Source organism: Halalkalibacter wakoensis JCM 9140, from assembly GCF_000513095.1.
In the GTDB taxonomy this organism is placed as follows: Bacteria; Bacillota; Bacilli; order Bacillales; family Bacillaceae_D; genus Halalkalibacter; species Halalkalibacter wakoensis.
Map to the genome: position 1 here is coordinate 1 of NZ_BAUT01000037.1, position 21,855 is coordinate 21,855.

At 36.8% G+C, this 21,855-nt stretch carries 33 protein-coding genes and 2 pseudogenes; 28 read left to right on the top strand and 7 right to left on the bottom strand.

Going from position 1 to position 21,855, the window contains the following annotated elements:
* Positions 1-633: 633 nt before the first annotated feature.
* Positions 634-1,883 (bottom strand): annotated as a pseudogene (locus tag JCM9140_RS13700) (adenosylhomocysteinase).
* Between the two features lie 185 nt (positions 1,884-2,068).
* Here JCM9140_RS13700 and JCM9140_RS13705 point away from each other — a divergent pair.
* Positions 2,069-2,317 (top strand): YrhC family protein, encoded by a 249-nt coding sequence (locus JCM9140_RS13705; protein WP_034747501.1) that lies wholly within the window; start codon positions 2,069-2,071, stop codon positions 2,315-2,317.
* 32 nt (positions 2,318-2,349) lie between these two features.
* Here the strand turns inward: JCM9140_RS13705 and JCM9140_RS13710 are convergent, their stop codons facing one another.
* Positions 2,350-2,979 carry an NUDIX hydrolase gene (locus tag JCM9140_RS13710; protein WP_052002268.1) on the bottom strand — a complete coding sequence of 210 codons (630 nt, stop codon included), beginning with the start codon at positions 2,977-2,979 and terminating at the stop codon, positions 2,350-2,352.
* A gap of 401 nt (positions 2,980-3,380) precedes the next feature.
* Between JCM9140_RS13710 and JCM9140_RS13715 the strand changes: the two genes are divergently transcribed.
* Both JCM9140_RS13715 and sigK read left to right on the top strand, forming a co-directional pair.
* Positions 3,381-4,550, top strand: a complete 1,170-nt coding sequence (locus JCM9140_RS13715) for a M20 family metallopeptidase (protein WP_034747504.1) — start codon at positions 3,381-3,383, stop codon at positions 4,548-4,550.
* Positions 4,551-4,723: 173 nt separating this feature from the next.
* Positions 4,724-5,158: pseudogene (gene sigK / locus JCM9140_RS13720) on the top strand (RNA polymerase sporulation sigma factor SigK); the annotation flags it as partial.
* Positions 5,159-5,163: 5 nt separating this feature from the next.
* Here sigK and JCM9140_RS13725 read toward each other — a convergent pair.
* The 5 genes from JCM9140_RS13725 to JCM9140_RS22620 form a co-directional block, all read right to left on the bottom strand.
* Positions 5,164-6,720, bottom strand: coding sequence for a recombinase family protein (locus JCM9140_RS13725; protein WP_034747506.1), 1,557 nt, complete (start codon positions 6,718-6,720; stop codon positions 5,164-5,166).
* Complete coding sequence (locus JCM9140_RS13730; protein ID WP_034747508.1) at positions 6,692-7,201, bottom strand: ImmA/IrrE family metallo-endopeptidase; 510 nt, start codon at positions 7,199-7,201, stop codon at positions 6,692-6,694. Before JCM9140_RS13730 ends, JCM9140_RS13725 begins: the two co-directional genes overlap by 29 nt.
* Positions 7,202-7,282: 81 nt before the next feature.
* Positions 7,283-8,002 (bottom strand): DUF5131 family protein, encoded by a 720-nt coding sequence (locus tag JCM9140_RS13735; RefSeq protein ID WP_034747511.1) that lies wholly within the window; start codon positions 8,000-8,002, stop codon positions 7,283-7,285.
* A 168-nt stretch (positions 8,003-8,170) separates the two neighbouring features.
* Entirely contained in the window at positions 8,171-9,205 is a 1,035-nt protein-coding gene (locus tag JCM9140_RS13740) for a three-Cys-motif partner protein TcmP (protein WP_201769722.1), read from the bottom strand.
* A gap of 105 nt (positions 9,206-9,310) precedes the next feature.
* Positions 9,311-9,784, bottom strand: coding sequence for a helix-turn-helix domain-containing protein (locus JCM9140_RS22620; RefSeq protein ID WP_156314879.1), 474 nt, complete (start codon positions 9,782-9,784; stop codon positions 9,311-9,313).
* 167 nt (positions 9,785-9,951) lie between these two features.
* On the opposite strand from JCM9140_RS22620, the gene JCM9140_RS13750 reads away from it, so the two are divergent.
* The 25 genes from JCM9140_RS13750 to JCM9140_RS23225 all read left to right on the top strand — a co-directional run bounded on the left by JCM9140_RS13750 (position 9,952) and on the right by JCM9140_RS23225 (position 21,821).
* Positions 9,952-10,179: a helix-turn-helix domain-containing protein gene (locus tag JCM9140_RS13750; protein WP_034747515.1), complete on the top strand. Its 228-nt coding sequence runs from the start codon at positions 9,952-9,954 to the stop codon at positions 10,177-10,179.
* A gap of 47 nt (positions 10,180-10,226) precedes the next feature.
* The gene (locus JCM9140_RS23815; protein WP_156314880.1) at positions 10,227-10,403 is read left to right on the top strand and encodes a hypothetical protein; all 177 of its coding nucleotides are present in this window, start codon (positions 10,227-10,229) and stop codon (positions 10,401-10,403) included.
* Positions 10,404-10,450: 47 nt separating this feature from the next.
* A complete protein-coding gene (locus tag JCM9140_RS13755; RefSeq protein WP_034747518.1) occupies positions 10,451-10,684 on the top strand; it encodes a hypothetical protein in 234 nt (77 codons plus the stop codon).
* Between the two features lie 4 nt (positions 10,685-10,688).
* The gene (locus JCM9140_RS13760; protein WP_034747521.1) at positions 10,689-11,012 is read left to right on the top strand and encodes a hypothetical protein; all 324 of its coding nucleotides are present in this window, start codon (positions 10,689-10,691) and stop codon (positions 11,010-11,012) included.
* A gap of 2 nt (positions 11,013-11,014) precedes the next feature.
* Positions 11,015-11,248 carry a hypothetical protein gene (locus tag JCM9140_RS13765; protein WP_034747524.1) on the top strand — a complete coding sequence of 78 codons (234 nt, stop codon included), beginning with the start codon at positions 11,015-11,017 and terminating at the stop codon, positions 11,246-11,248.
* Positions 11,249-11,270: 22 nt separating this feature from the next.
* Positions 11,271-11,468 (top strand): hypothetical protein, encoded by a 198-nt coding sequence (locus JCM9140_RS13770; protein ID WP_034747528.1) that lies wholly within the window; start codon positions 11,271-11,273, stop codon positions 11,466-11,468.
* Positions 11,469-11,619: 151 nt separating this feature from the next.
* Positions 11,620-11,916 carry a hypothetical protein gene (locus JCM9140_RS13775; RefSeq protein WP_034747530.1) on the top strand — a complete coding sequence of 99 codons (297 nt, stop codon included), beginning with the start codon at positions 11,620-11,622 and terminating at the stop codon, positions 11,914-11,916.
* 122 nt (positions 11,917-12,038) lie between these two features.
* On the top strand, positions 12,039-12,362 hold the full coding sequence (locus tag JCM9140_RS13780) for a hypothetical protein (protein ID WP_034747533.1): 324 nt from the start codon (positions 12,039-12,041) through the stop codon (positions 12,360-12,362).
* Between the two features lie 69 nt (positions 12,363-12,431).
* Positions 12,432-13,235: a phage antirepressor gene (locus JCM9140_RS13785; RefSeq protein ID WP_034747536.1), complete on the top strand. Its 804-nt coding sequence runs from the start codon at positions 12,432-12,434 to the stop codon at positions 13,233-13,235.
* Between the two features lie 246 nt (positions 13,236-13,481).
* The gene (locus JCM9140_RS13790; RefSeq protein WP_052002270.1) at positions 13,482-14,288 is read left to right on the top strand and encodes a DnaD domain-containing protein; all 807 of its coding nucleotides are present in this window, start codon (positions 13,482-13,484) and stop codon (positions 14,286-14,288) included.
* Entirely contained in the window at positions 14,288-14,620 is a 333-nt protein-coding gene (locus JCM9140_RS13795; protein ID WP_034747538.1) for a replicative helicase loader/inhibitor, read from the top strand. The genes JCM9140_RS13790 and JCM9140_RS13795 overlap by 1 nt, the downstream gene beginning before the upstream one ends.
* The gene (gene dnaB, locus JCM9140_RS13800; RefSeq protein ID WP_034747540.1) at positions 14,617-15,900 is read left to right on the top strand and encodes a replicative DNA helicase; all 1,284 of its coding nucleotides are present in this window, start codon (positions 14,617-14,619) and stop codon (positions 15,898-15,900) included. Before JCM9140_RS13795 ends, dnaB begins: the two co-directional genes overlap by 4 nt.
* Positions 15,897-16,250, top strand: coding sequence for a hypothetical protein (locus JCM9140_RS13805; RefSeq protein ID WP_034747542.1), 354 nt, complete (start codon positions 15,897-15,899; stop codon positions 16,248-16,250). Before dnaB ends, JCM9140_RS13805 begins: the two co-directional genes overlap by 4 nt.
* 149 nt (positions 16,251-16,399) lie before the next feature.
* A complete protein-coding gene (locus JCM9140_RS13810; RefSeq protein ID WP_034747544.1) occupies positions 16,400-16,900 on the top strand; it encodes a dUTP diphosphatase in 501 nt (166 codons plus the stop codon).
* 1 nt (position 16,901) lies between these two features.
* Positions 16,902-17,123, top strand: coding sequence for a DUF3954 domain-containing protein (locus JCM9140_RS13815; RefSeq protein ID WP_052002271.1), 222 nt, complete (start codon positions 16,902-16,904; stop codon positions 17,121-17,123).
* A gap of 50 nt (positions 17,124-17,173) precedes the next feature.
* Complete coding sequence (locus tag JCM9140_RS13820; protein ID WP_034747547.1) at positions 17,174-17,368, top strand: hypothetical protein; 195 nt, start codon at positions 17,174-17,176, stop codon at positions 17,366-17,368.
* 164 nt (positions 17,369-17,532) lie between these two features.
* The gene (locus JCM9140_RS23820) at positions 17,533-17,706 is read left to right on the top strand and encodes a hypothetical protein (RefSeq protein ID WP_166485467.1); all 174 of its coding nucleotides are present in this window, start codon (positions 17,533-17,535) and stop codon (positions 17,704-17,706) included.
* Positions 17,707-17,796: 90 nt separating this feature from the next.
* On the top strand, positions 17,797-18,039 hold the full coding sequence (locus tag JCM9140_RS13825) for a hypothetical protein (RefSeq protein WP_034747550.1): 243 nt from the start codon (positions 17,797-17,799) through the stop codon (positions 18,037-18,039).
* 101 nt (positions 18,040-18,140) lie between these two features.
* Positions 18,141-18,842, top strand: coding sequence for a DNA cytosine methyltransferase (locus JCM9140_RS13830; RefSeq protein WP_034747553.1), 702 nt, complete (start codon positions 18,141-18,143; stop codon positions 18,840-18,842).
* A gap of 139 nt (positions 18,843-18,981) precedes the next feature.
* Positions 18,982-19,113 carry a hypothetical protein gene (locus JCM9140_RS24930; RefSeq protein WP_268870572.1) on the top strand — a complete coding sequence of 44 codons (132 nt, stop codon included), beginning with the start codon at positions 18,982-18,984 and terminating at the stop codon, positions 19,111-19,113.
* Between the two features lie 143 nt (positions 19,114-19,256).
* Positions 19,257-19,613 (top strand): sigma factor-like helix-turn-helix DNA-binding protein, encoded by a 357-nt coding sequence (locus tag JCM9140_RS22630; protein ID WP_156314881.1) that lies wholly within the window; start codon positions 19,257-19,259, stop codon positions 19,611-19,613.
* An 82-nt stretch (positions 19,614-19,695) separates the two neighbouring features.
* On the top strand, positions 19,696-20,241 hold the full coding sequence (locus tag JCM9140_RS13840) for a site-specific integrase (protein ID WP_034747555.1): 546 nt from the start codon (positions 19,696-19,698) through the stop codon (positions 20,239-20,241).
* 335 nt (positions 20,242-20,576) lie between these two features.
* On the top strand, positions 20,577-21,167 hold the full coding sequence (locus JCM9140_RS22635; protein ID WP_052002274.1) for a DUF5067 domain-containing protein: 591 nt from the start codon (positions 20,577-20,579) through the stop codon (positions 21,165-21,167).
* A gap of 50 nt (positions 21,168-21,217) precedes the next feature.
* On the top strand, positions 21,218-21,451 hold the full coding sequence (locus tag JCM9140_RS13850; RefSeq protein WP_034747558.1) for a hypothetical protein: 234 nt from the start codon (positions 21,218-21,220) through the stop codon (positions 21,449-21,451).
* A 1-nt stretch (position 21,452) separates the two neighbouring features.
* Positions 21,453-21,821, top strand: a complete 369-nt coding sequence (locus tag JCM9140_RS23225) for an HNH endonuclease (protein WP_034747560.1) — start codon at positions 21,453-21,455, stop codon at positions 21,819-21,821.
* Positions 21,822-21,855: the final 34 nt, after the last annotated feature.

The following is a 21,855-nucleotide window of genomic DNA, read 5'->3' on the forward strand; positions in this document are numbered from 1 at the left end:
CCGTGTCATTCCCCTGCTAGGGTTACTTTTGTTACTTTAGCTTGTTACTCTTACTCTTCTACGATGCTCCTAATACATTCATTATTTCTTTAACGATGGGATTTAAGCGATTTGTGGTTCACCTTCCACATTATAAAATACGTCAAGAATAAACGGCAGTACGATTGAAATGATCAAACAGAAATACAACCAGGTGTTGATAAGCCTCACGCTATTTCCTATTAAACGACAAAGTACAATACCGATCTGGTCTCTAATTCATCTGCAATGTCATTAGAATTTGTTTCTCTAGGAATTTCTATCGTTCCTCTCCAATAGCGGACGGGATGAGGAGGCCGACTCCTGCAGGAGGAGAGGGCAGGTTGAAATCCACCGGCTTGCCGGTTAGTTCAACGCCCGCCTGCTGGTGCGTGCCCCTCATCCCGGGAGCGAGGGCAAAGCTCCCTTTCAAGTCCAAAGTAAACGAGCACTTTTTCAGTGACCTCCCTCTATTTTTCGCACGAGTCGAGTGGCTTCCGCTCCATTTCACTATGAGTATTACCTTCTTCAGAGCAATATTCTTTACGAAAACAGTATAGTAAATAGAAGGGTGTGCGAAGGTTCGTAATAAACCTTTTGCACACCCCTTTTTTCTTAATCGATTTTCCAGCTTTCAAGATATACTTTTTGTTCATCTGTTAATGAATCAATCTTAATTCCTAAAGCTTCTAGCTTAAGGTTGGCCACTTGCTTATCCAGTTCATACGGAACAGTAATAATGCGGTTGCCGATTTCTTTGTAATTCTCATTCACATACGCTAAAGAAACGGCTTGGAGGGCAAATGTCATATCCATAATCTCTGCAGGATGGCCATCTCCTGCTCCTAAGTTCACCAGGCGTCCTTCAGCAAGCAAATACAATTTACGGCCATCTTCTAATACATACTCCTCGATATTTTTACGAACCTCACGTTTAGAAGTCGATAGAGCATCAAGGTCATGTTTATTCACTTCTACATCAAAATGACCGGCATTGGCTAAAATTGCTCCATCCTTCATCACTTCCATATGTTCACGGCGAATGACATATTGATTTCCTGTTACAGCAATAAAATAATCTCCATGTTTTGCAGCTTCAACGAGCGACATCACTTCAAAGCCATCCATATAGCTTCAATTGCTTTAATGCTATCAACCTCTGTTACGATAACTTTAGCTCCTAATCCTTTAGCTCGCATTGCTACGCCACGTCCGCACCATCCATAACCGACAACAACAACTGTCTTTCCAGCAACGACTAAATTTGTTGTACGGTTGATGCTATCCCAAACGGATTGACCTGTTCCATAACGGTTATCAAATAGATGTTTGCAATACCCGTCATTAACCGCAATCATTGGGAAAGGAAGATCACCTGAATTTTCTAATGCTTTATCTCGGATGACACCCGTCGTTGTTTCCTCACATCCACCACGGATGTTTTTGATTAAGTCAGGTCGCTCAGAATGAAGCAATGTTGTAAAATCGCCGCCATCATCAATGATTAAATCTGGCTCCACTTCTAGTGCCATAATTAAATGTTGTTTAAACTCTTCTGGATCAGGGCGGTGTTTAGCAAAAACCGTAATCCCGTCTTCGACTAAAGCGGCACACACATCATCTTGTGTGGAAAGTGGATTGCTTCCTGCAATATACACATCAGCTCCACCTGCTTTTACAACTTTAGCTAAATAAGCTGTTTTTGCTTCTAAATGTAGGCAGATGGCTACTTTTAATCCTTTGAAAGGTTGAGTTGTCTCAAAGTCTTCACGTATACGATTTAAAACGGGCATATGTTCTTTTACCCAATCAATTTTTAAATGGCCTTCAGGGGCAAGGCTCATATCACGAACAATGCTTTTCATAGTTCTTTCCTCCAATATATGTACTTCAAGCTAATGATTATCATACCGTATTCTGCCTTTTGATGAAAGCTCGTACTGTTTTCATTTTGAAGAAAATTGGAATCCTCTAGCTTATTTAACAGACATTGCATCATCTAAACTATGAAAAACCATGATAGAATGGATGAAGAGTAGGAGGAAGATAAATGGAAGATAAAAAAGTAAAACAACTTGAAGCAAAAGTAGCTGATTATAAACAATTTGGTTTCATTTTATTGTCTTTAAGTATTTTTCTGTTTATCGGTTTAGTGATTCCAACAGAGCATAATACCATGATGGTTTCTCCAAGTTGGTTTGTTGGCGGGATTTTCCTCGCCCTTATGTTTGCTGTGTTTTGTCACCAACTTGCGATGAGAACGCAGAAGCAACTAACGGAAGAAGACAATGAAGCATAATGATATAAATGCATAAAAGCCAAGATTATCTATTACGATGATCTTGGCTTCGTTATGTCAAGAAAATGAGAGAGAATACGTGCTGTTAGTCCCCAGATTAGATAGTCCTCGTAATAATAAAAGTATTCTTCTATTTCACTGTATCTTGTAGTGGCGTATGCTTGTTTGTTAGGGACTTTATCAAGAGGAAAGTGTTCACTAGGCTCAAACCACATTTTCATAGAATGAATGTCTGGGTTGTATTGATACAGATATGAGAGTGGTACGGTAAAAATATGATCCACTTCTTCTTGGTTAACGTTTAATTGATCAAGGTTCTTCAGAAATCCAATAAACGGATAAATGATTCCTCGAAAAGGGGTAGCAAGGACATCAAGAGGGGCAATCACGTCAATTTGATGATTGGGAATACCAATTTCCTCTGATAGCTCACGGATGGCTGCCATTTCAGCTGAATGATCAGTGGAATCAATTTTGCCACCTGGAAAGCAAATCTCCCCTGGTTGTTTCTTTAAGTGCTTTGAACGTACTTCAAATAATATTGATAGTTCTTCTTCTACATAAACTAATGGAACCATCACAGCTGATTTAAAAGAAGTGCTACCAATGATGCCGCTTTTTCGATTAGATAACGTTTGTTGAATGTGAGTTAGATCATTCAATGGTGGGCCTCCTCTAGTTATATATCGAGTGTGAACTATTTTTTTATTATACAGCATTCAGAGTGCAAATGCTGAACACATATGAAGAATAAATTTGTTAACAGATGTAACATTTTTTAAAATCAATAGAAGTTCTCTGTAAGAATATGTAACAAAAATACTGTAAAGAGGATTAGAGTAGGGTACATTAAATACAGGAAAGGTCATTGACCTAGCTTCCAAAAATGTTCTCTCTACTCTCCCCCATTGCGAGCGGTTCAATTGAATCGCTCACTTTTTTTGTCTTTTTACGAAAAAGCTCTTGAATAATATGGAACTAGGCGAATGAGACTTGCAAAGAGAGAGGAAATACACGACAATAAAAGTAGGAACAAAGCAAGAAAGATAAGGGGAAGGGCAAGATGGACGTTCATTTGAAAGAAAAAGAGATGTTAGAGTTATTAGAGAGATTAGTCAATATAGATAGTGGTTCACACAATAAACAAGGAGTTGATCATGTCGGGAAGGTCATTTCTCCTTATTTTGAACAACTTGGCTTTCAAATAGAAAGAAAACCTCAAGAAAGCGTTGGAGACCATTTGATTGTTCGTCATCCTTCACAACACCATCCTTCCATTTTAATTGTGGCACACATGGATACGGTCTTTGAAGATGGTACAGCTGTTAAAAGACCATTTACAATAAAAAACGGACGAGCATATGGGCCAGGTGTTATTGATATGAAAGCGAGCTTGGTTTCTGTTATTTATGCACTACACTATTTAAAACAATGTGGGTTAGATGTGTATGAGCATGTTCAAATTATCTTTAACAGTGACGAAGAAATTGGTTCTCATACATCTCGACCTATTATCGAAAGTGAAGCAGTTGGTAAGTTGTATGCTCTGATTATGGAGCCAGCTAGAAGAGATGGATCTGTTGTGACAGAAAGAAGAGGAAATGGCAGATATACAATTGAAGTGCATGGAAAAGCGGCCCATTCAGGAATTGAGCCGGAAAAAGGTAGAAGTGCGATTGAAGAATTGGCTCATAAAATTGTCAAACTTCATGAATTAAATGATCATGAGCGCGGCATCTCTGTTAATGTAGGGATGATTGAAGGGGGAGATGCCGTAAATACGGTTTCTGCTTTGGCTATCGGACATTTAGATGTTCGAATAGCCACTCTTGAACAGGCTAAAGAAATGGAAAAGAAAATTGAACAAGTTTGCGCTTCAGCAGATGTAAGTGGGACAGATATTGAACTGACTGGTGACATGAGTCGGCCGCCAATGTTGAAGAATGAAAAAACAGAGGCACTTTTTCAAATCGTGAAACAAGTAGGCGCTGAATTAGGGATTACCATTAAGGATACAAAAACTGGCGGTGGTTCGGATGCATCCTTTACATCAGCAATGGGAATCGCAACGATCGATGGGCTTGGTCCAATTGGTGGTAATGCTCATAGCGATAAAGAATATTTAGAAATTTCTTCCCTTACGGAGCGTACGTTATTATTAGCGAAGTTAATTGAACGCTTAGCTCTAGAAGGAAAGAAACAAAAGAATAGCGAAAATCAGGTTATTCAATAAAGCAGAGGATAAAAACACAAAAAGTAGAAGGGCACATTGATGATAAATGTCAGTGTGCTTTTTTCATACTCAAGCAAAGGAGAAAAAAATTTTGGACTTTTTTTAGGTGTACAGACACGACCAAGCCCAATGGAACATAGTGTGTACTAATGACAATTTGGGGGTGATGGTTCGTGTCGACTATTATTGCAGCGATTTCTTACTTATTCAAAGAAGTTATCGTCTTCGTATCATACGTTAAGAATAACGCCTTCCCACAACCGTTAAAGAAAGAAGAAGAAAAGAAATACTTAAAGCTTATGCAGGAGGGTGATGAAGAAGCACGCGACCTTCTAATTGAACATAACCTACGGCTTGTGGCACATATCGTAAAGAAATTTGAGAATACAAGGGAAGATACTGAAGATCTAATCTCCATTGGAACAATTGGGTTAATCAAAGCAATAGAAAGCTATTCTGATGGAAAAGGGACAAAGCTGGCAACTTATGCAGCTCGGTGTATAGAAAATGAAATTCTTATGCACCTGAGAGCCTTAAAGAAGGTTAAGAAGGATGTATCTCTTCATGATCCGATTGGGACGGACAAAGAAGGAAATGAATTAACCCTCACACGTTATCTGTGAGGGTATATAATTGGATGCAGCACTAGTGTGAAGTCTTCTCCGCGCTGGTGCTTTTCTTTATTATACGTGGCTTTTTCAATTACAGTTTTAAGCAGTGCGTTCTTTTGAGCAGGATCATCTGTTTTAAAGTACAAGTCCAAAACCTTTTGCACTTTCGGGATATATTCTTTTTCATTAAGTTTTTGATTTTCGCCCTTTTTAATTTCTTTCTCAATCTTTTTTATTTGAGTCTTTACTTCGCTGATTCGATCAGAGACATGTTTTGATCTATCCAAGTAAGTTTCTTCGTCATAAATACCTCGTTCAAGAAGATCATGCAAACGATTCTTTTGCTTTTCCAGTTCGTTTAATTCATTTTGAAGGTTAGTTAAAGCTCTCTTTTTAATATCTTCACCATCATCCACAACGGAGGTTTCAGCTTTTTGTTTTTCCCACTCTGCTTTAAATGATTCTAACCAGTCATGTAAAGCAACAATTAAGTGACGTTCTACATATTCAAAGCGAGTACTTTTGCTATCACAAAGTTTGTTGTAGCACATTAGATGTGATGCTTGCTTAGCGTATGGCCTTAGTATCATCGACGATCCGCAATGATTACATCTGATTAAGCCGGCTAATGGATTCTTGATACCGTTCTGCAGCTGGTATGGAACGTGATATTTCTTCTTCAATATGCTCTGCGCTTTTTGGTAAGTGTCCATAGAAATAAGCGGTTCATGCTTTCCTTCAACATCTATCCATTCTTCTTTATCTCTCATTCTCGTATCACGTCTTTTTCCGGGTTCTTTTGACTTCTTCTGCTCTTTCTTCTTCCACTGAAGACGTCCAGCATACACAGCGTTCTTGATAATATTTAGAACCGAATGGCTTTGCCAAGGCTTTCCCGTGTACGTTACATATCCAAAATCGTTTAGCTTGTTTGCGATTCTTGATGTAGCAATCCGTTCTTTTGGATCGTCATGTGTGTACCATTCAAAGATCATTTTCACGATTGGTGCTTGTTCTGGATGCGGCTCGAGCGTCCTCCCGTTGCTTAATTCTTTGATCGTGTATCCATAAGGAGGACGAGTAGCAATATAATTGCCTTCTTCTATTGATCTTATACGTCCTCCTTGCATACGTCTGGTTATGAGTTTCAACTCTCTTCTTGCCATGAATGTTTCGAACTCTGTGTACTCTTCGTCCCATTCATTATCCAAATCATAAGTTTTTCGAGGTGTAACGATTTTGGTTTTGGACTGTTGGAATGTTTCTAAGATAAGACCTTGTTCCTTCATATTCCCACGTCCTAAGCGATCCATATCCATAACAAGAACGGCATCAAAATGCTTATTCTCGACTTCTTTTAAAAGTTCGAGCATTTGTGGCCGGTGCATAAGACTCTCACCAGAAACGACTTCCTCATAGATTTTGGTAATATTTATATTTTGCTCCTTAGCAATCTTTAACAAAGCTTTTTTATGTTTCGCTAACGTTTCACCTTCACCTCGCGCTTCCGCTTCAATGTCAGCGCGAGACTTACGTAAATACATTGCTGTTTTTTCCATTGAAAGCCTCCTTGTAGTATAGATTATTCTTGATTTTGAGAAGTCTTTCTTCACAGAGTTGAGGGGTTACTTTAAATGAATCTGACATTATAGATATTATGTTAGAGTCCGTAAAATCAAAACCTCGTAACATATGAAGTGGAATAGCAGCGTATTTCACAAAATTATTTGCATCCCACTCTTGCAACTCTCGGAAAGCTTTAGGCATCATGATTTGTCTACCTGCGTGCCTGAGAATATGGCATAGCTCATGGTAGAATTCTTCTCTCTGTTTATAATAATCGATCGAGGTGTCGATTGAAATCATTTTAAAGTTTCCAGTTTCTATGGAATGGGAAGGTTTTGCCCAACGTTTTAGAAAGATGTTATAGGCAAAACAAATTTTATCCTCGACTAGATCGTCAGGAGTTACTATGTTCTTTTGCCTATATCTAAGGGAAATCCATGATTCTAAGCTAGTAGGTTTGTAATAAGTTTCCAATAAAACACACACTCCTTTAGTACTAATTATACGAATGTATGTTCTGTTTTACAATAAAAAGAAAAAGCCCAATTATTGGGCTTATGTTAGAGCTACTTCTGGGAACTCGTCATATGTTTTGTCATCTAGCAACCTACCATGACGGTGTTTTTGAACTCCTCCCCATTGCTTAAAGAAGAATGCTACATTTTGTACTTCACATTGATCTCGGATTTCTCTTACCCAATCAGCTTTCATTGGTCTAGCGCCTATTCCTGATTCACCACCAACAATTACCCAATGGATACCATCTAGGTTAAGTGAGCTTAATGGACCTAATAGAGGTTCACAAGATAAAAATCTAACTGCTGCAGGGATTTTTTTTAGATGGTGTAATCTAAATAAAACATCTTCGTTTTCTATACTAGTTCCCATCCAGATATTATGTGACCAATTTAGCTCATGTGCTATTCGAGCTACTCTATGCGGACGTTTTGTTAATACTTGAAAGTTATGATGAGATGCTTTATTCATCACTTCAAAAACATCTTTTATAAAATCAAGCGGTATATCCTCATGAAATAAATCAGACATAGAATTCACAAAGATCTTTCTAGGTTTCTTCCATTCCAATGGTTTATTTATTAAGTCATGATGTAAAGTTACGTTAAATCCATTAATATAACGGGGGTTTTTCATCGCGACTAACCTTTTAGCCATTGCTTCGGCATAACAATTTTTACAACCTTCAGAGACTTTAGTGCAACCAGTGACGGGATTCCAAGTAGACTCAGTCCATTCGATACTGGAGTTTCCAGCCATTTATATCACCTCTCTGAATATTATATCTTAATATAATGGATCTGTAACTAAAATAGAACTAACGTTCTTACGAAAAAGTAACTTTCACCTTATCACCAACAGTTAGTATCCCTTTTCTTTTTCGTCTTTTATTGGCTGGTGGGTCTAAAGTTACCTCGCCCAATTCCTCTAATCGTCTAATAGCTTCTTTATAATTTTTTTAATAAAAGGTGTACCGATGTGGTGTCTCTCAACAATACTATTCACACTCAAAGTTTTCCCTGAGAATATTTCCTTAAGATCACTTCCTAAGCTATCTAATTTACGTTCATAACTGGCCAATAAGTCTAGTTGGACGTTTGTGTGTTTAGTAATATGTTTTACTGGAATATAAGAAAAATTAGCGACACCATCATCTTGCATAGTACTTTCTCCAGCCATAATATCTTTCATGATGGTGTATCCAAGTTCATGTTTAGAAACGAAAATTAAATAATGGCTTGTCTTATTTTTATTTTCATCTACAAATCTAAAAGGCAGAACTAGATTTTTTCTTTCGTCAGATAAAGACTCAGCTAACTCGTTTACAATAAAGAGTTCTTTTTCCTCTTTTTCCAAAGTCTTTACCCGTTTCTTCATTTCCGCTAACCTTTCATTTCCAAACAGATTAGACATATGTTCTTGAACAAGGTCGTTATTAATTCCCATATTTATTCTATTGTAGTTGAAGAAGAAGATACAATCTGAACCAAAATCTTTAATTAGGCTATTGATTAAACCTGTAGTTAAACCTTTATATCCCCAAGGATCTACAAATGCGAGAGTAGGTATTAAATTCTTTTTCGCAAATAATGATGCAATTTCATCTCCTACTTCTAAATTTAAAACACCTGGAGTATGTTCTAGATTAGAGATTCCGGGAAGTTCACTGATGTTTTTTTCTAACTGCTCCGAAGTTTCTTTATCTGCATCGTTAAAAATACTAACAAGACTTTCCGCAAGAGCTGGTTCAGCTATACATTTTTCTAAAATTAAAAGAGGAGTTGAAGGTGAACCATCTTCATATTTACCAGGACCACTAAACAAATCTATGTATGCAATTTTTCCAGTTCTTGAACGCGGGACTAATATTTTGGACCAAGCATTAAAATATTTTAATAGAATATTAGTCTTAATCCTTGATTGCTCCTTACGATCAACAAAAAAATCTTTAGTTTTAGCCATTTTTACCTCCAAGTGTTATGAATTTGGGAATTAAAACAAGAATATGGAATTATTTGAAGTGGATATTGAAGTAAAGACACGCCCTCTATCATGCGTGTCTTGTTGTCATTTCTTCTCTTTATTCCGCTCTTGCGCTCTGTGTGCGATCCACTCGAAATGCTTCCGTAAATCCTCCACATCTTCTGGTGTGAAATTTTTCCACGCCTCAATATCGTTAAAAAACATACCTTCTATTCCTAGTTCATCGATGATCTTATTTATCTCAGCGAGTGAATCGAATTCTTTTTTTATTTCTGCTGGATCAAAACTGTCTACTTTTTCAGGAAATTGTATTTCTAACTGACCGTCTTTGCCAACTCCTACGTCTGGATGGCCAGATATCCCGAGCAAATAATCAGTCGTTACACCAAAAACTTTAGAAAACGCTACAATCTCGTCTTGGTCAACTGGTCTTTTCCCTTTTATTATCCTGTTTAATACACTTGTGTTCATTTTAACTTTCTCTGCTAATTGTTTTTGTGTCCATTCATTTTTATCCATTTCCTTCTCAATTAGCTGACCAATATGCAACGTAATCACCTCTTCCCCTATGTATACCTATTTCATTTTATCACTTTTCCATAATGGAAATAAAACAAGTTTCTAAATTAGAAATTTTTTTATCTAAGAGCCTTGACATTTCTAAAACAGCAATTTATTATTAGGTTTATAAGATTGCTAAAACAGAAATCGAGAGGAGGCACACCATGAACCTAATTAATCTTGAATTTCTCAAAAATCGTCGTTGCGAACTTGGTATTACAATGCAAGAAATGGCTACTCACATGGGGTTTAAGAATGCTTCAACGTATTTGAAGTATGAAACAGGAGAATATAAAATTAAAGCCAATCATTTGCCGGTTTTGACTACCGTTCTAAAATGCAACATAGACGAACTTTTTTTTGTGAAAAAAATTTCTAAAACAGCAATTTAGAGAGGTTTTATTAGTGTCTTTTATTATGTGCGAGAGGGGTAGAAATAATGAACATCCGTAAACAACTTGCACTTTCAGAAATTAAAACAAGAGTACTCGAAGCTGCATATTTTTTGAGTGATCCAGATTCAGACTATTCAAATGAACAGATATCTGAAATGCTCCTCAATATCAATAACTTGCTTGATGAAGAATTACAAATTGATTGTGAAGAAAAGGGGTAGTCCACTATCTTTTACAGCATAGACATGGACTTAGAGGTGATACATCCATGAAAGAACAAAAATATGCAATGACAAGAAAATATGGAAAAGTAACAGTTCATGTTGTGGCTCCCACTCCAATGTCTGATGAAGAACAAGAACGCATCATATACGAACACCATCAAGCAGGATGGGCAATCTGGAACTCATTATCTGACGAAGAAAAAGAGCGCATCAATAATGAAGCAGCGAAAAAGAATTTTCTCAAACATGAAGAGGAAGTTGATATAAAGGAGGCTTAAGAAAGTGGAAAAACAAGTCGCACCAATTTGTCAAAATAGATTATTTCTTGATGTTAGCCAAGAGGTTGATTATCTAACTGAGCATGGTGAATATCGAGATTATGTCTGTGTTCATACGATTAAGAATTTTATGCGTAATTCAATTGGTGGCTGGATGCTTTTATTGTCAACTGATGAACCTACAGAAATTAAAAAGAATTTAGATATTCTTACTGCTGACTATAACCAAATTGTTCAAATAGCTGAAAGTATTAAATATAACAGGCGGCGTGTTAATAAAGAACAATTCAAAATAGCATTAAATGAGATCACTGACGAGGGGGCATAATCGTGGAACGAAGGTATGAATGTGTGATCGACCATAAAGAAGGTCGAATGAAAGTGTGTGTTTTCACTCCTAGGGTTGTCAGCAAAGAAGAATTACGTCCGCTAGCCTTAAAAAGTGGTTTAGATTTTATGGATCGTTTAGGTACACCAGCTAAAGAAAAAGATTTGACACTTGTTGGTTATGTCGATCGAGGAGATTGGCCGGGGTTGTCATTTGGTAATTCTCATAAATTTTAATTGAAAAGAGAGGTTTAAAGAAATGAAAGATATTAAAAAAGGTCATTTAACATCTATTCAAGTCACTATTCCAACTTCTGTTGTTGAAAGCCTCGATTTTATCGTAGCGGAGTCACAAAAGGAAGAACCTGAAGTAAATCGTAATGGTGTTGTCTCTTATGCAATACAGAAATTTTATGTTGATGAAGGTTATTACGATTTAAAAGAACATGATGAATAATGCTTTTAATAAAAACTTTCCTCTCAGGAGGACTTTCTTTTGGACATTGTTGCAAAAAATGTCGTCGAAAAGTTGTTCTAAATGTCGAGTTAACTCAAATGAGACAAAAAATTGACAAAAACTTTCAAACTATAAAAATGGAGGTCAAATTATGAAAGCTACCGTAAAATTCACTATCATTCAAAGAATGCAAGTTATTCAAGCAATGAATAGTCACAGGTCAAAATTAGACGCTGGCCAAAAGCAAAGGTTTGATCAAGTTACAAACCTAGTCAAGTCTAACACCAATCTTTTTGACAGTGAAGAAATGATTTACATTGTACAAGCATTAAGAACATACAGCAAAGGTAGAGATGGTTCTGAGGGATTGCGTAAATTAGCTGATCGAGTTGAACAGACTCGAATTGATTTTCAAATGAAGCATTTAGGGAAATACATAACTGCTTAGAAAGGCTATTAACTTATGAAACTTACAGATGAAAGTAAAGTAGTTCTTGCAGCTATAGTTACCGTTTTGTTCATTGCCTTTGTAGCAGTTAAAGATTTTATCAATTAAAGGAGGTGAAAGAGATGAAGAAAAATCAAAATCTTATTAGAGCTGCTGGCATTATTCTTGATCAACATTGTAATAAGTGTCTAGAGGTAAAGTATTTAGAAAATCTAAGCACGGTAAGAGATGCATATTGTAGAACTTATTGTGGTGTTTATAAGGTTTTGAGTGATCTAGGAAATTGGCTTGCGCCCAACGAGGGGAAGTGGACAAAAGAAGAAGAAATATACTTGCTTGCTCATGTACCCATTTATGGACTAGCTCACGTGGCAAGACGTTTGAAAAAACCTCTCTATGTTGTCACAAGAAAGTATAAAGGATTGACCTCAAACGTTGGGGCGTAAGAGGTCTTGATTGATTGAATAATTAAATATTCACACTCAGTATAACACAATAATCTAGGAGGAAGTGCAGTGGATCAATTAACCAAAGTATTTAATTACGGTAAAAGTGAAGTAAGAACAGTTGTGAAAGGCGAGGAAGTTTGGTTTGTTGCTAAAGATGTTTGTGAGGTATTTGGTGATACACATTATAGGAGGTCAATATCAAGGTTAGACGAGGATGAAAAGGGTGTGACACCTTTGTCTACCCCCGGAGGAACCCAACAAATTACTGTTGTTAATGAGTCTGGTTTATATTCCCTTCTATTCAGTATGCAACCACAAAAGAAAAGCACTGTTTCAGAACAAGAATATAAGAATCGAGTTGATGGTTTGAAGAAATTTAAAAGATGGGTCACTCACGATGTACTCCCATCCATCCGGAAACATGGCATGTACGCAAAAGATGAGCTTCTGGATAATCCAGACCTTTTAATTGAAGTTGCATCCAAATTAAAAGAAGAACGCGCAGCACGTTTAGCGTTGGAAGCTAAAGCCAAAGAAAATCAACCAAAAGTGTTATTTGCAAATGCAGTTGAAGTCTCACAGTCGTCAGTTCTAATCGGCGAGTTATCGAAAATCTTAAAACAAAATGGAATTGAGATTGGTCAAAATCGCTTGTTCGACTGGTTGAGAGAGAAAGGATATCTCATCCGGAAAAAAGGAGAGTCCTTCAATTTACCAACACAAAAGTCTATGGATCTTGGTCTATTCGAGATTAAGAAGCGAGTGATTAACAATCCAGATGGTTCGATTCGGACAACTCGCACACCGAAAGTTACAGGTAAAGGTCAAATTTATTTTGTGAATAAATTTTTAGCAAATGAGGCGAGTTAAGGAGCGGTTTTATTGCTGGTATCCATAACGTTACCTGAAATCTATTACTCTTTGAATACAGAACGATATGCAAGAGGATTTGTAAAAAAGTATCACCCTGAGTTGAAGTTTTCGCACATGGAAGGGAGATATGCCGTGTGCGAAAAAGTAACTCACGAACGCCCTTTATCAAGATCACCTAAGAGTAGAAGTACAAAACAACCTGAAAGAGCAACATTGTTTAGGAAAAGCTAAAGGAGTGCGATTATGGCTAAATATCGAATTATACACACAGAATTTTGGAATGATCCAAAGGTTGTCGAGGAAATGACACCAGAAGATAAGTTTTTCTTTATTTATATTTTAACCAACCAGCAGGTAACACAAACCGGTATTTATCCGGTTACTAAGAAACTAGTGGCATTTGAAACGGGCTATTCAATCGAAAGCGTAAATGCTCTTTTTGACCGATTTATTAATCATCATAAAATTATGCGTTATAACAATGAAACACGAGAGCTCGCAATTAAAAACTGGGGGAAGTACAACTTTATTCGTGGAGGTACACCAGTGATAAATTGCGTAACGAAAGAATTAACCGAGGTTAAAGATAAATCGTTAATTGAGTATGTAGGAAGAAATGTTATTAACCCAACAATTAAAGAATTATACGAACCTTATTACGTAACGGATGCCGTTACGGAGCCGTTACGGGGGGAAAAAGAAAAAGAAAAAGAAAAAGAAAAAGAAAAAGAAAAACAACAAGAGCTCGCCGTCGTTTTTCAATTCTATGAATCTAATTTAGGTGTCTTGAATCCATACATAAGTGATTCATTGGCACAGTGGATTGATGATACCAGTTCAGAGTTAGTTATTGAAGCCATACAAAAAGCCTTAAAACAGCAAAAAAAGTGGAATTATGCGGAAGGCATCTTAAAACAATGGGTTAATCAAAACATTAAAACTGTTAGTGATATCTCAGCTGCCGATAAATCCTTTCAAAAAGATACCAAAGACGCTAACGAAGGTGTCGATGACCTTCTGGAAAGAGCGAGAAGAGGTGAGTTCGGTTAATGACAAGTGCAGAGGCAACAGAAATACTTTATACGATTCATGAAGTTTACCCGAGCTACAAATTAACCGAACGTAAATTAAAGGCATTAATTCCAGCACTTTTACCATTAGATTTTAAAGGGGTTATGGACAAGCTCAATCATCATATCGTGAGTAGTCCTTACCCGCCAACGATCGCTGAAATCGCAGAATATCCAAAGAAAGAAAATGAAGTCTTATTACAGTTAGCTCGGTTTGAAAGGGAAGCAGCTGAAAATCCACCAACGAATGAACAAAAAAAGAGGTTCGAGTCGAGTTTAAAAGCTCTATTAGAAAAGAGTGATATGTCATGAGTGAAATTGCACGTGAAGCTGAACAGGCGGTGCTTGGATCGATTCTGATAAACCCAGAATTAATTAAAGAATGCTCGCTTGATCAAGAGCATTTTTTCGAAAGACGCCATCAAATTCTATTCAGAGCCATGAGACATCTTGAAAAAAGCGAAAAGCCTGTAGACACAATTAATCTCGTAACGATATTGGGAGAGACGTTGGTTAACACTGGTGGATTTGAATATATTGTTGATTTATCCAATTCAGTAGCAACTACAGCCAATTTTGTTTACCACGAAGAACTTGTTTTGGAGGCCTTTCGAATCAGAGAGGCGAGCAAAAAAGCTAAGACATTCACAGAGTCTTCGAGTGATGAAGGAATAGGAGAGTTAGTTGAAGATCTTCAATCCATTATGGAGCTAACCAAAAAGAAAAAGTATAGATCGAAAAAAGATATTTTAATGGATGTCGTTGATCGAATTCATAGTCCTAAAGCAGAATTAACCGGAATACCAAGCGGATTATTTGAATTAGATCGGATGACTGGTGGTTGGCAGAAGCAGGACCTTATTATTGTTGCTGCAAGGCCTTCAATCGGTAAAACAGCCTTTGCGCTAAATATGGGCGGTACCAATTGCCGTAAAGGCGGAGTCACAACCATTTTCTCTTTAGAAATGCAAGATGTTCAATTAGCCTTCCGTTTTTTAAGTGCAGAAGGGAATATCGACGGTCAAAAGTGGAAAAATCCATCAAAGCTCTTTTCTTCCGAAGATTATAGGAAGGCCACTAATGCAATTAGCGGTATGGAGAAATGGGATTTAGAAATAGTGGATGATGCAGGATTGACGGTCAGTGACATACGTTCAAGAATGCGAGAAATTAAGAGGAAGTATCCAGATAAAGATCACCTTATCATCATTGATTATCTACAACTTATCCGTGGAAAAGGGAAAGAAAATCGGCAACAAGAGGTTTCTGAGATTTCAAGGTCCTTAAAAGCCTTAGCAAGAGAGATGGACATGCCAGTAATTGCATTGTCGCAATTATCCCGAGGTGTTGAGTCCAGACAAGATAAACGTCCAATGATGTCTGATATTCGGGAGTCCGGAAGCATTGAGCAGGATGCTGACGTTGTAGCTTTTCTTTATCGTGACGATTATTACGATAAGGAATCTGAAAATCAAAATATCATTGAAATTATTCTTGCTAAGCAGAGAAATGGACCAATCGGAACAGTCGAAGCGGCCTTTATTAAAGAATATGGAAAATTCGTGAATTTGGATCGGAGGCATAATGAATGATGCAGCTATCGATCTTCAAGAATTCTTTTGATGAGACAAGAGCTTTTTGGAGAAAGAATCATAACGGGCAAAAGTTTTGTGAGATTTTAGCTATTATTCCAGCCGACGCACTATCTCCAGAAGAAAACAATTATTGCGGTAAGGACAGAAAGAAAGATTATCAGTGTGAACTATGGGAGCATGTAGGATTAGCGATATGGAGATGTCATAAAGGCGATTGGACATCTGCGATAGTCATCCTAAGTGAGTATCGAGACAGACAAAAACCAATCCGTATGTTAATTGAAGAAAATGTTCGTCATTGGTTTAAAGAAATGGAAGTCATTGAGTACCTCGAGGGAAGGTATTAAGGTGATTTGTCCTTTTTGTGAAACTAGAGTTAAAAAAACATTTATTGCGCCCATAGTCACAATGGATTTAACAACTGGAGAACAAGAGAACGTAGAAATGTGTAGGGATTGTATTGTAACCATAAAAGTAATTGAGGAGGAAGTACTTAATGAACTTGAGAATGCTATTTAATAAACAAAGAGGGTTAGATACAGAAATCATTGTAAATAAAGAGTTAGAGGCGTCTAAACTTTTTGTAGGAAAAATCGTTGCATTGATTGTCGAACTTTCTGAAGCTGTTAATGAATGGAGAGCTTTTAAGTTTTGGAGCAATGATCAAATACCTCGTAAAGATGAGCTTTTGGAAGAGATAGCAGATTGTTTATCTTTTATTCTTTCATTAGGTATTGAGATGGAATACGAAAAGAAAGCTATACAATTTATAACCGTTAATATTAATGATTTTGATGTTGATATAAAAAGAAATATCCTAACAATTTTACAGCATGTATTATACTTCGAAAGAAACAGAAGTGTATCTGATTACTTGTACATGTTCCAATCATTTGTTGATTTAGTTCACGAGTGGGGTTTTACGTGGGAAGAAGTTGTCCAAGCGTATGAAAAGAAAAATCGCATTAATCATTTGAGACAAGTGGAGGGGTATTGAAATGCCAAAGTGTAAAGGTATAAATTTTCAGGTAAACAATGAAACTCAAATTGTAGAGATTGAGGTTAAGAGTAGACAAATTTTGATTGTAGAAAACGGAGAAATAACAGCAATTGATCCACCATCAAGCGGTTTTGGCGACCAGTTGATTGTTTGGATTAATGGTGCTGTAGATCGTGTGGAAAATAAAGAAATTAAAAAAATACAACGGAGTAAGCAATAGCAGTAGAAAAAATTAGCATAAACAAATAGCGGGAATGGGAAGTGGAGTAGATGGAAAACAAATACCTTATTCGGTTGAAAAATGGTGTTCAAATCATGGTCGTTTGCCAAAACGTCAATGAAACTGGAGGATTGATACGTTTTTACAACCAGAGATCCTCTATATCAGAACAGTATATTAAAGGTTCGGAGATAATTGCAGCATTTAATGTGGATGAGGTTAAGTATTTCACAAAAGAAAATTAGAAAGAAGTTGAATAGTCGAGAGAAACTGTTCATCAAAGGAGGTAACTAACTATATGAGAGAAGGAATAGGGTGGTTTTTAGGTTTTGGTTGTGGAGTTTTATTCACTTTAATAATTATGGGATTGTTTTAGAGAGAAAAAGCGAAACAGGAAAGGAGTGATTGTATGGAGTTATATATTGTACTTGGGAATGACGAACCAGAAAAGACTAAATTTGAGTATGAAATTGGTGAAACCATTAGGGTAAACAGTGTTGATATTTATAAGTGCGTGAACAAAAAAGAGTTTGATAGCAAGCTTTATCAGTTTTTCAGTAAAGGTAGATTGGTTTTTGATTAATGTACAGTACGTAAATTTGGACTGATAATGGTCTGATACTGGACTGATAAATTGAGGGAAACTGTGTAGTAAACAATAGGAGGAATTTATATGGATAAATATTTTGAACAAATGACTTCTTACAAAGGATTATTTATGCGTTCGTTCTTTATGTGTCGTGAATGTAACTTTGTTTGGACAACATTAGGTCAAGCAAGCCATGAGATTGAAGGCGGATGCCCTTCTTGTGGAGAGTATGATTTCGATTACGCCCCCAAAATCGCAAGAGATAAATTTATCAAAGGTGTTAAAGAAGAATTAGAAGTTTTTGAAAGGGAATTAGAAATCGAATAAGTCGTAGTTCGAATCTTTGGACTGATAATGGTCTGATTTTGGACTGATACTGAACCGATAATCGAAGGAAACTGCGCAATAAATGAGGGGAGATTGTGAAAATGAAAAAGCCTAAATTGTTAGATTTGTTTTGTAAAGCAGGAGGTTGTTCAGCAGGGTACAAAAAAGCAGGGTTTGAAGTTGTTGGCGTAGATATTAACCCGCAGCCAAATTATCCTTTTGAGTTTATACAAGCTGATGCAATTGAAATATTAAAAGATCATGAGTTTATTAGTCAGTTTTCAGCTATTGCTGCAAGCCCACCATGTCAAGCGCATAGTAAAGCGAGGGGATTGTCAGAAGCGCGCAATGGCGGTAAATACGGTGATCATTTAGATTTGATACCCGAAACTAGAGAGCTACTGATAAAGACAGGTAAGCCCTATATTATCGAGAATGTAGCAGGGTCAACGCTTATCAATCCGATTAAGTTATTTGGCTCTCAATTCAAGAATTTATATACGCAACGTGAACGTTGGTTTGAAAGTAATATTCCGCTGCAAGAACCTGTAATTGACAGAAGTAAAATGAAAACACCTTCCGCAGGAAACGGAATAGGTGAAGATGGCAGTATTTCGATTTGTGGTAATGGCGGTGTAAGAGGTCTTAATTCTAAGCAGATCGTTTTATATTGGGGCTTTGCTATGGGTGGTATTGATTGGATGAATAGAGCCGAATTAGCAGAAGCGATTCCACCTGCTTACACAGAGTTTTTAGGGAAGCAGCTACTTGAATATGTTGTATCAATTCACAAAGTTAGTTAGTTCGCAGTACGATCAAAAAATGATCTAACAGAGAACAAAAAAATTAATAAGCCTGACCGGAATCGGAGGGCACTGAAGGATAACGACTAACACGTTATTTCTCAGTGTCCTCTTTTTTATTTAAGAAAGGGTGATGTTCATGATTGATTCAAAAAAACAAAACAAAAAGTCAAAGAAAACAGTGTCATTTTCAAGACGAGACATCGAGGAGTTAATGGGCGCTTATCGCCCTACATATGGCAAACGTCGTGGTGCATGGAGACAAAAATAAACTAGGGGGCGGAATGATATGCAAAATCTTGTTCAGGAGTATAAGCAATCATTGAAGTGGGTCGAGGAGGCAAAGGATACGGCAAGTGATGAAGATAAAGTGTATCTTGGAAGTATGGCAAGCGATTTAAGGTATGCTCTGGAGTGGATGCAAACAGGTCGCCGCCTGGTCATAGAAGAGGAATTGAGAGAAGAGCAGCATATCAAATCGAACAGCCACTTGATCCACTAGTCATGCAATCATTTGTTGCTGAATCTACAACAAGTCATACTGGAATAACAGAATATGAGAAAGAAAGCATAAAAGAAGCATTAAGTAATCTAACTGATAGAGAACGAGAGATTTATATATTAATTCGCGGTCAATGTTTCTCGAGGCAAGATGCAGCAAAGATGCTTGGAGTAAAGAAAGGTACAATAAATAAAATTCTAACGAGATGTGACGAGAAGATTAAAATAAAAAAATCAACTTCACTATTCTGCCAACCGCTAGCAAATTAGCGGTTTTTTATTTTTGTTCAATTCTTGTCTCCCTTTTGCCACCTATAGGTAAGAAGTATTTTCGAAAGGAGTGTGATGGTATGTGAATTTCGTCCAACCAATTAGAGATCCCAAAAAGATTCACGATATTGGAGAGTTTTTACGAAAGGCAAGTGAACGTAATTATATGTTCTTCTTCCTTGGAATTAACACTGGATTAAGGATAAAAGACATTCTTAATTTAAAGGTCAAAGACGTTAGCGGACATTACCTAAGTTTGAGAGAGTTCAAAACAAAGAAGCAAAAGCGCCAACGGATTACACCTGATCTACATCGAGAATTAAAAAAATATTGTGCTGGTATGAAAGCAGATGAATTTCTCTTTCAATCTCGCAAAGGTACCAACAAGCCAATTGTCAGGGAAACTGCTTATAGAATTTTAAGGGAGGCAGCTGAAGCACATGGTTTGGATGAAATCGGATGCCACACACTTCGTAAAACGTTTGGTTATCACTTTTATAATCAAACAAAGGATATTGCACTTCTCCAGAAGTTATTGAATCACACTAGCCAAGCAGAGACATTGCGTTACATTGGAGTGGATCAGGACGCAATGGATAATGCGATGAAGAAGTTTAAAATTAGTTAATCAGGATACGAAAAAACATTCTTTTTGTACCCTTAATATCACATAAATTATAGGTTGTGATATTCAATTATTAAAGCAGAGTTAGCTTATATATAGCAAGGTGTTTCGCTGTTGGGCGAATATAACTCCCTCTTAGATATGTGACATTGGACTAAGGAATAGCAAAGCAAGTAAATTGAGGTTAAAAGTGTAGGTCGGTATGGGGATACAACCTTGGCAGCATTAGTCCATCATATCTTTCCTTTAGAAACCCATCTAAGGTCTCTTTTAATCTAATTTCCTTTTATTAGGGATGGTAGTATAATCAATCCTATACATAGATAGGGGGATTGGTTATGAAGAAGGTAATATATAAGAAGTGGTGGTTTTGGGTTGTAGCATTTTTCGTTGTGTTAATCATCTATGGTGCGATAACAGGAGTCAATCAAGCTAAAGAAGGAATCGCTAATCAAGAGGGAACAGCACCTGTAGAAACAGAACAGCCAGAAGAAGTTGAGCAGGAACCAGAAGAACCAGAAACACAGGAAGAAACGCTTGAAAAAGTAATTGAACTCGATGAACAACTCTTATTTGGGGAATTCACTGTAAATATGAATCAAGTCCACGTTTATGAAGCAGAGGACAACATCTTTGCAGAAGTATCATTTAATTGGTTGAATCAAGCTGCTGATGGAAAGAAAATGTTTATGTCTATTACCTTGCTTTCAGTTTACCAGGGAGAGAATGATTTAGAAGAGACCACAGGTGCCTGGGATGTTGAAAACAGAAATAGAAGTGATGTATATTTCCCTAATGCAGAGAATGGAGCGCATAAGGTGAGTTTAACGTATAAACTGGAAAACAAAGAAGATCCATTGGAACTTGTGTTCACACCGTTGAATGAATTCGATGAGGAAAGACAAGAAATAACAATAAATATTGATTAAAAGGCATCCGATTGGGTGTCTTTTTATTTTCTTAAAAGGAGATGAAGAAGATGATTTCAAAAGAAGCAGAAGAATATGCACGGACTGTAGCGCAAGCATTTTATGAAGCTTTCAAGAATTGTTTTGAGGAACTGAAAGCAAGAGTAATTGAGTTATATGAACTACTTAAAGAGAATAATAAACCTAAACCAAATTATAATTGGCACGTTCCTATCAAACTAGCAGCTAAATCACAGGTAATAGATCGTAAGCCTTTATTTATTTGTGTGAGATCAGCATTGTAAGATGGCCAATAAACCAAAAAGAAAATGTCACAAAACGAGTTGTCGTAACTTAACCGCTGAGAAATACTGTGATGAACATAGTCATCTTGCGGAAGAGGACAAAAAGAATCGGCATAAGTTTTATGACCGATACAAACGTGATCAGAAGGCTAAAGCTTTTTATCTCTCAAAAGAATGGGAACTGACGAGAGAGGCAGCCTTAAGACGTGACCATTACTTGTGCCAGCATTGCCTTAGAAATAAACTCATTCAGTCAGCTGATATGGTCCATCATATTAAGACAGTAAAGTCATGCTGGCATTTACGCTTGGTGCTACGTAACTTGATAAGTCTATGCAATAGTTGTCATGGAAAGATAGATCATTCGTGAAAACGAGAAAATATGGGTGAAAACAAAAGAAAAA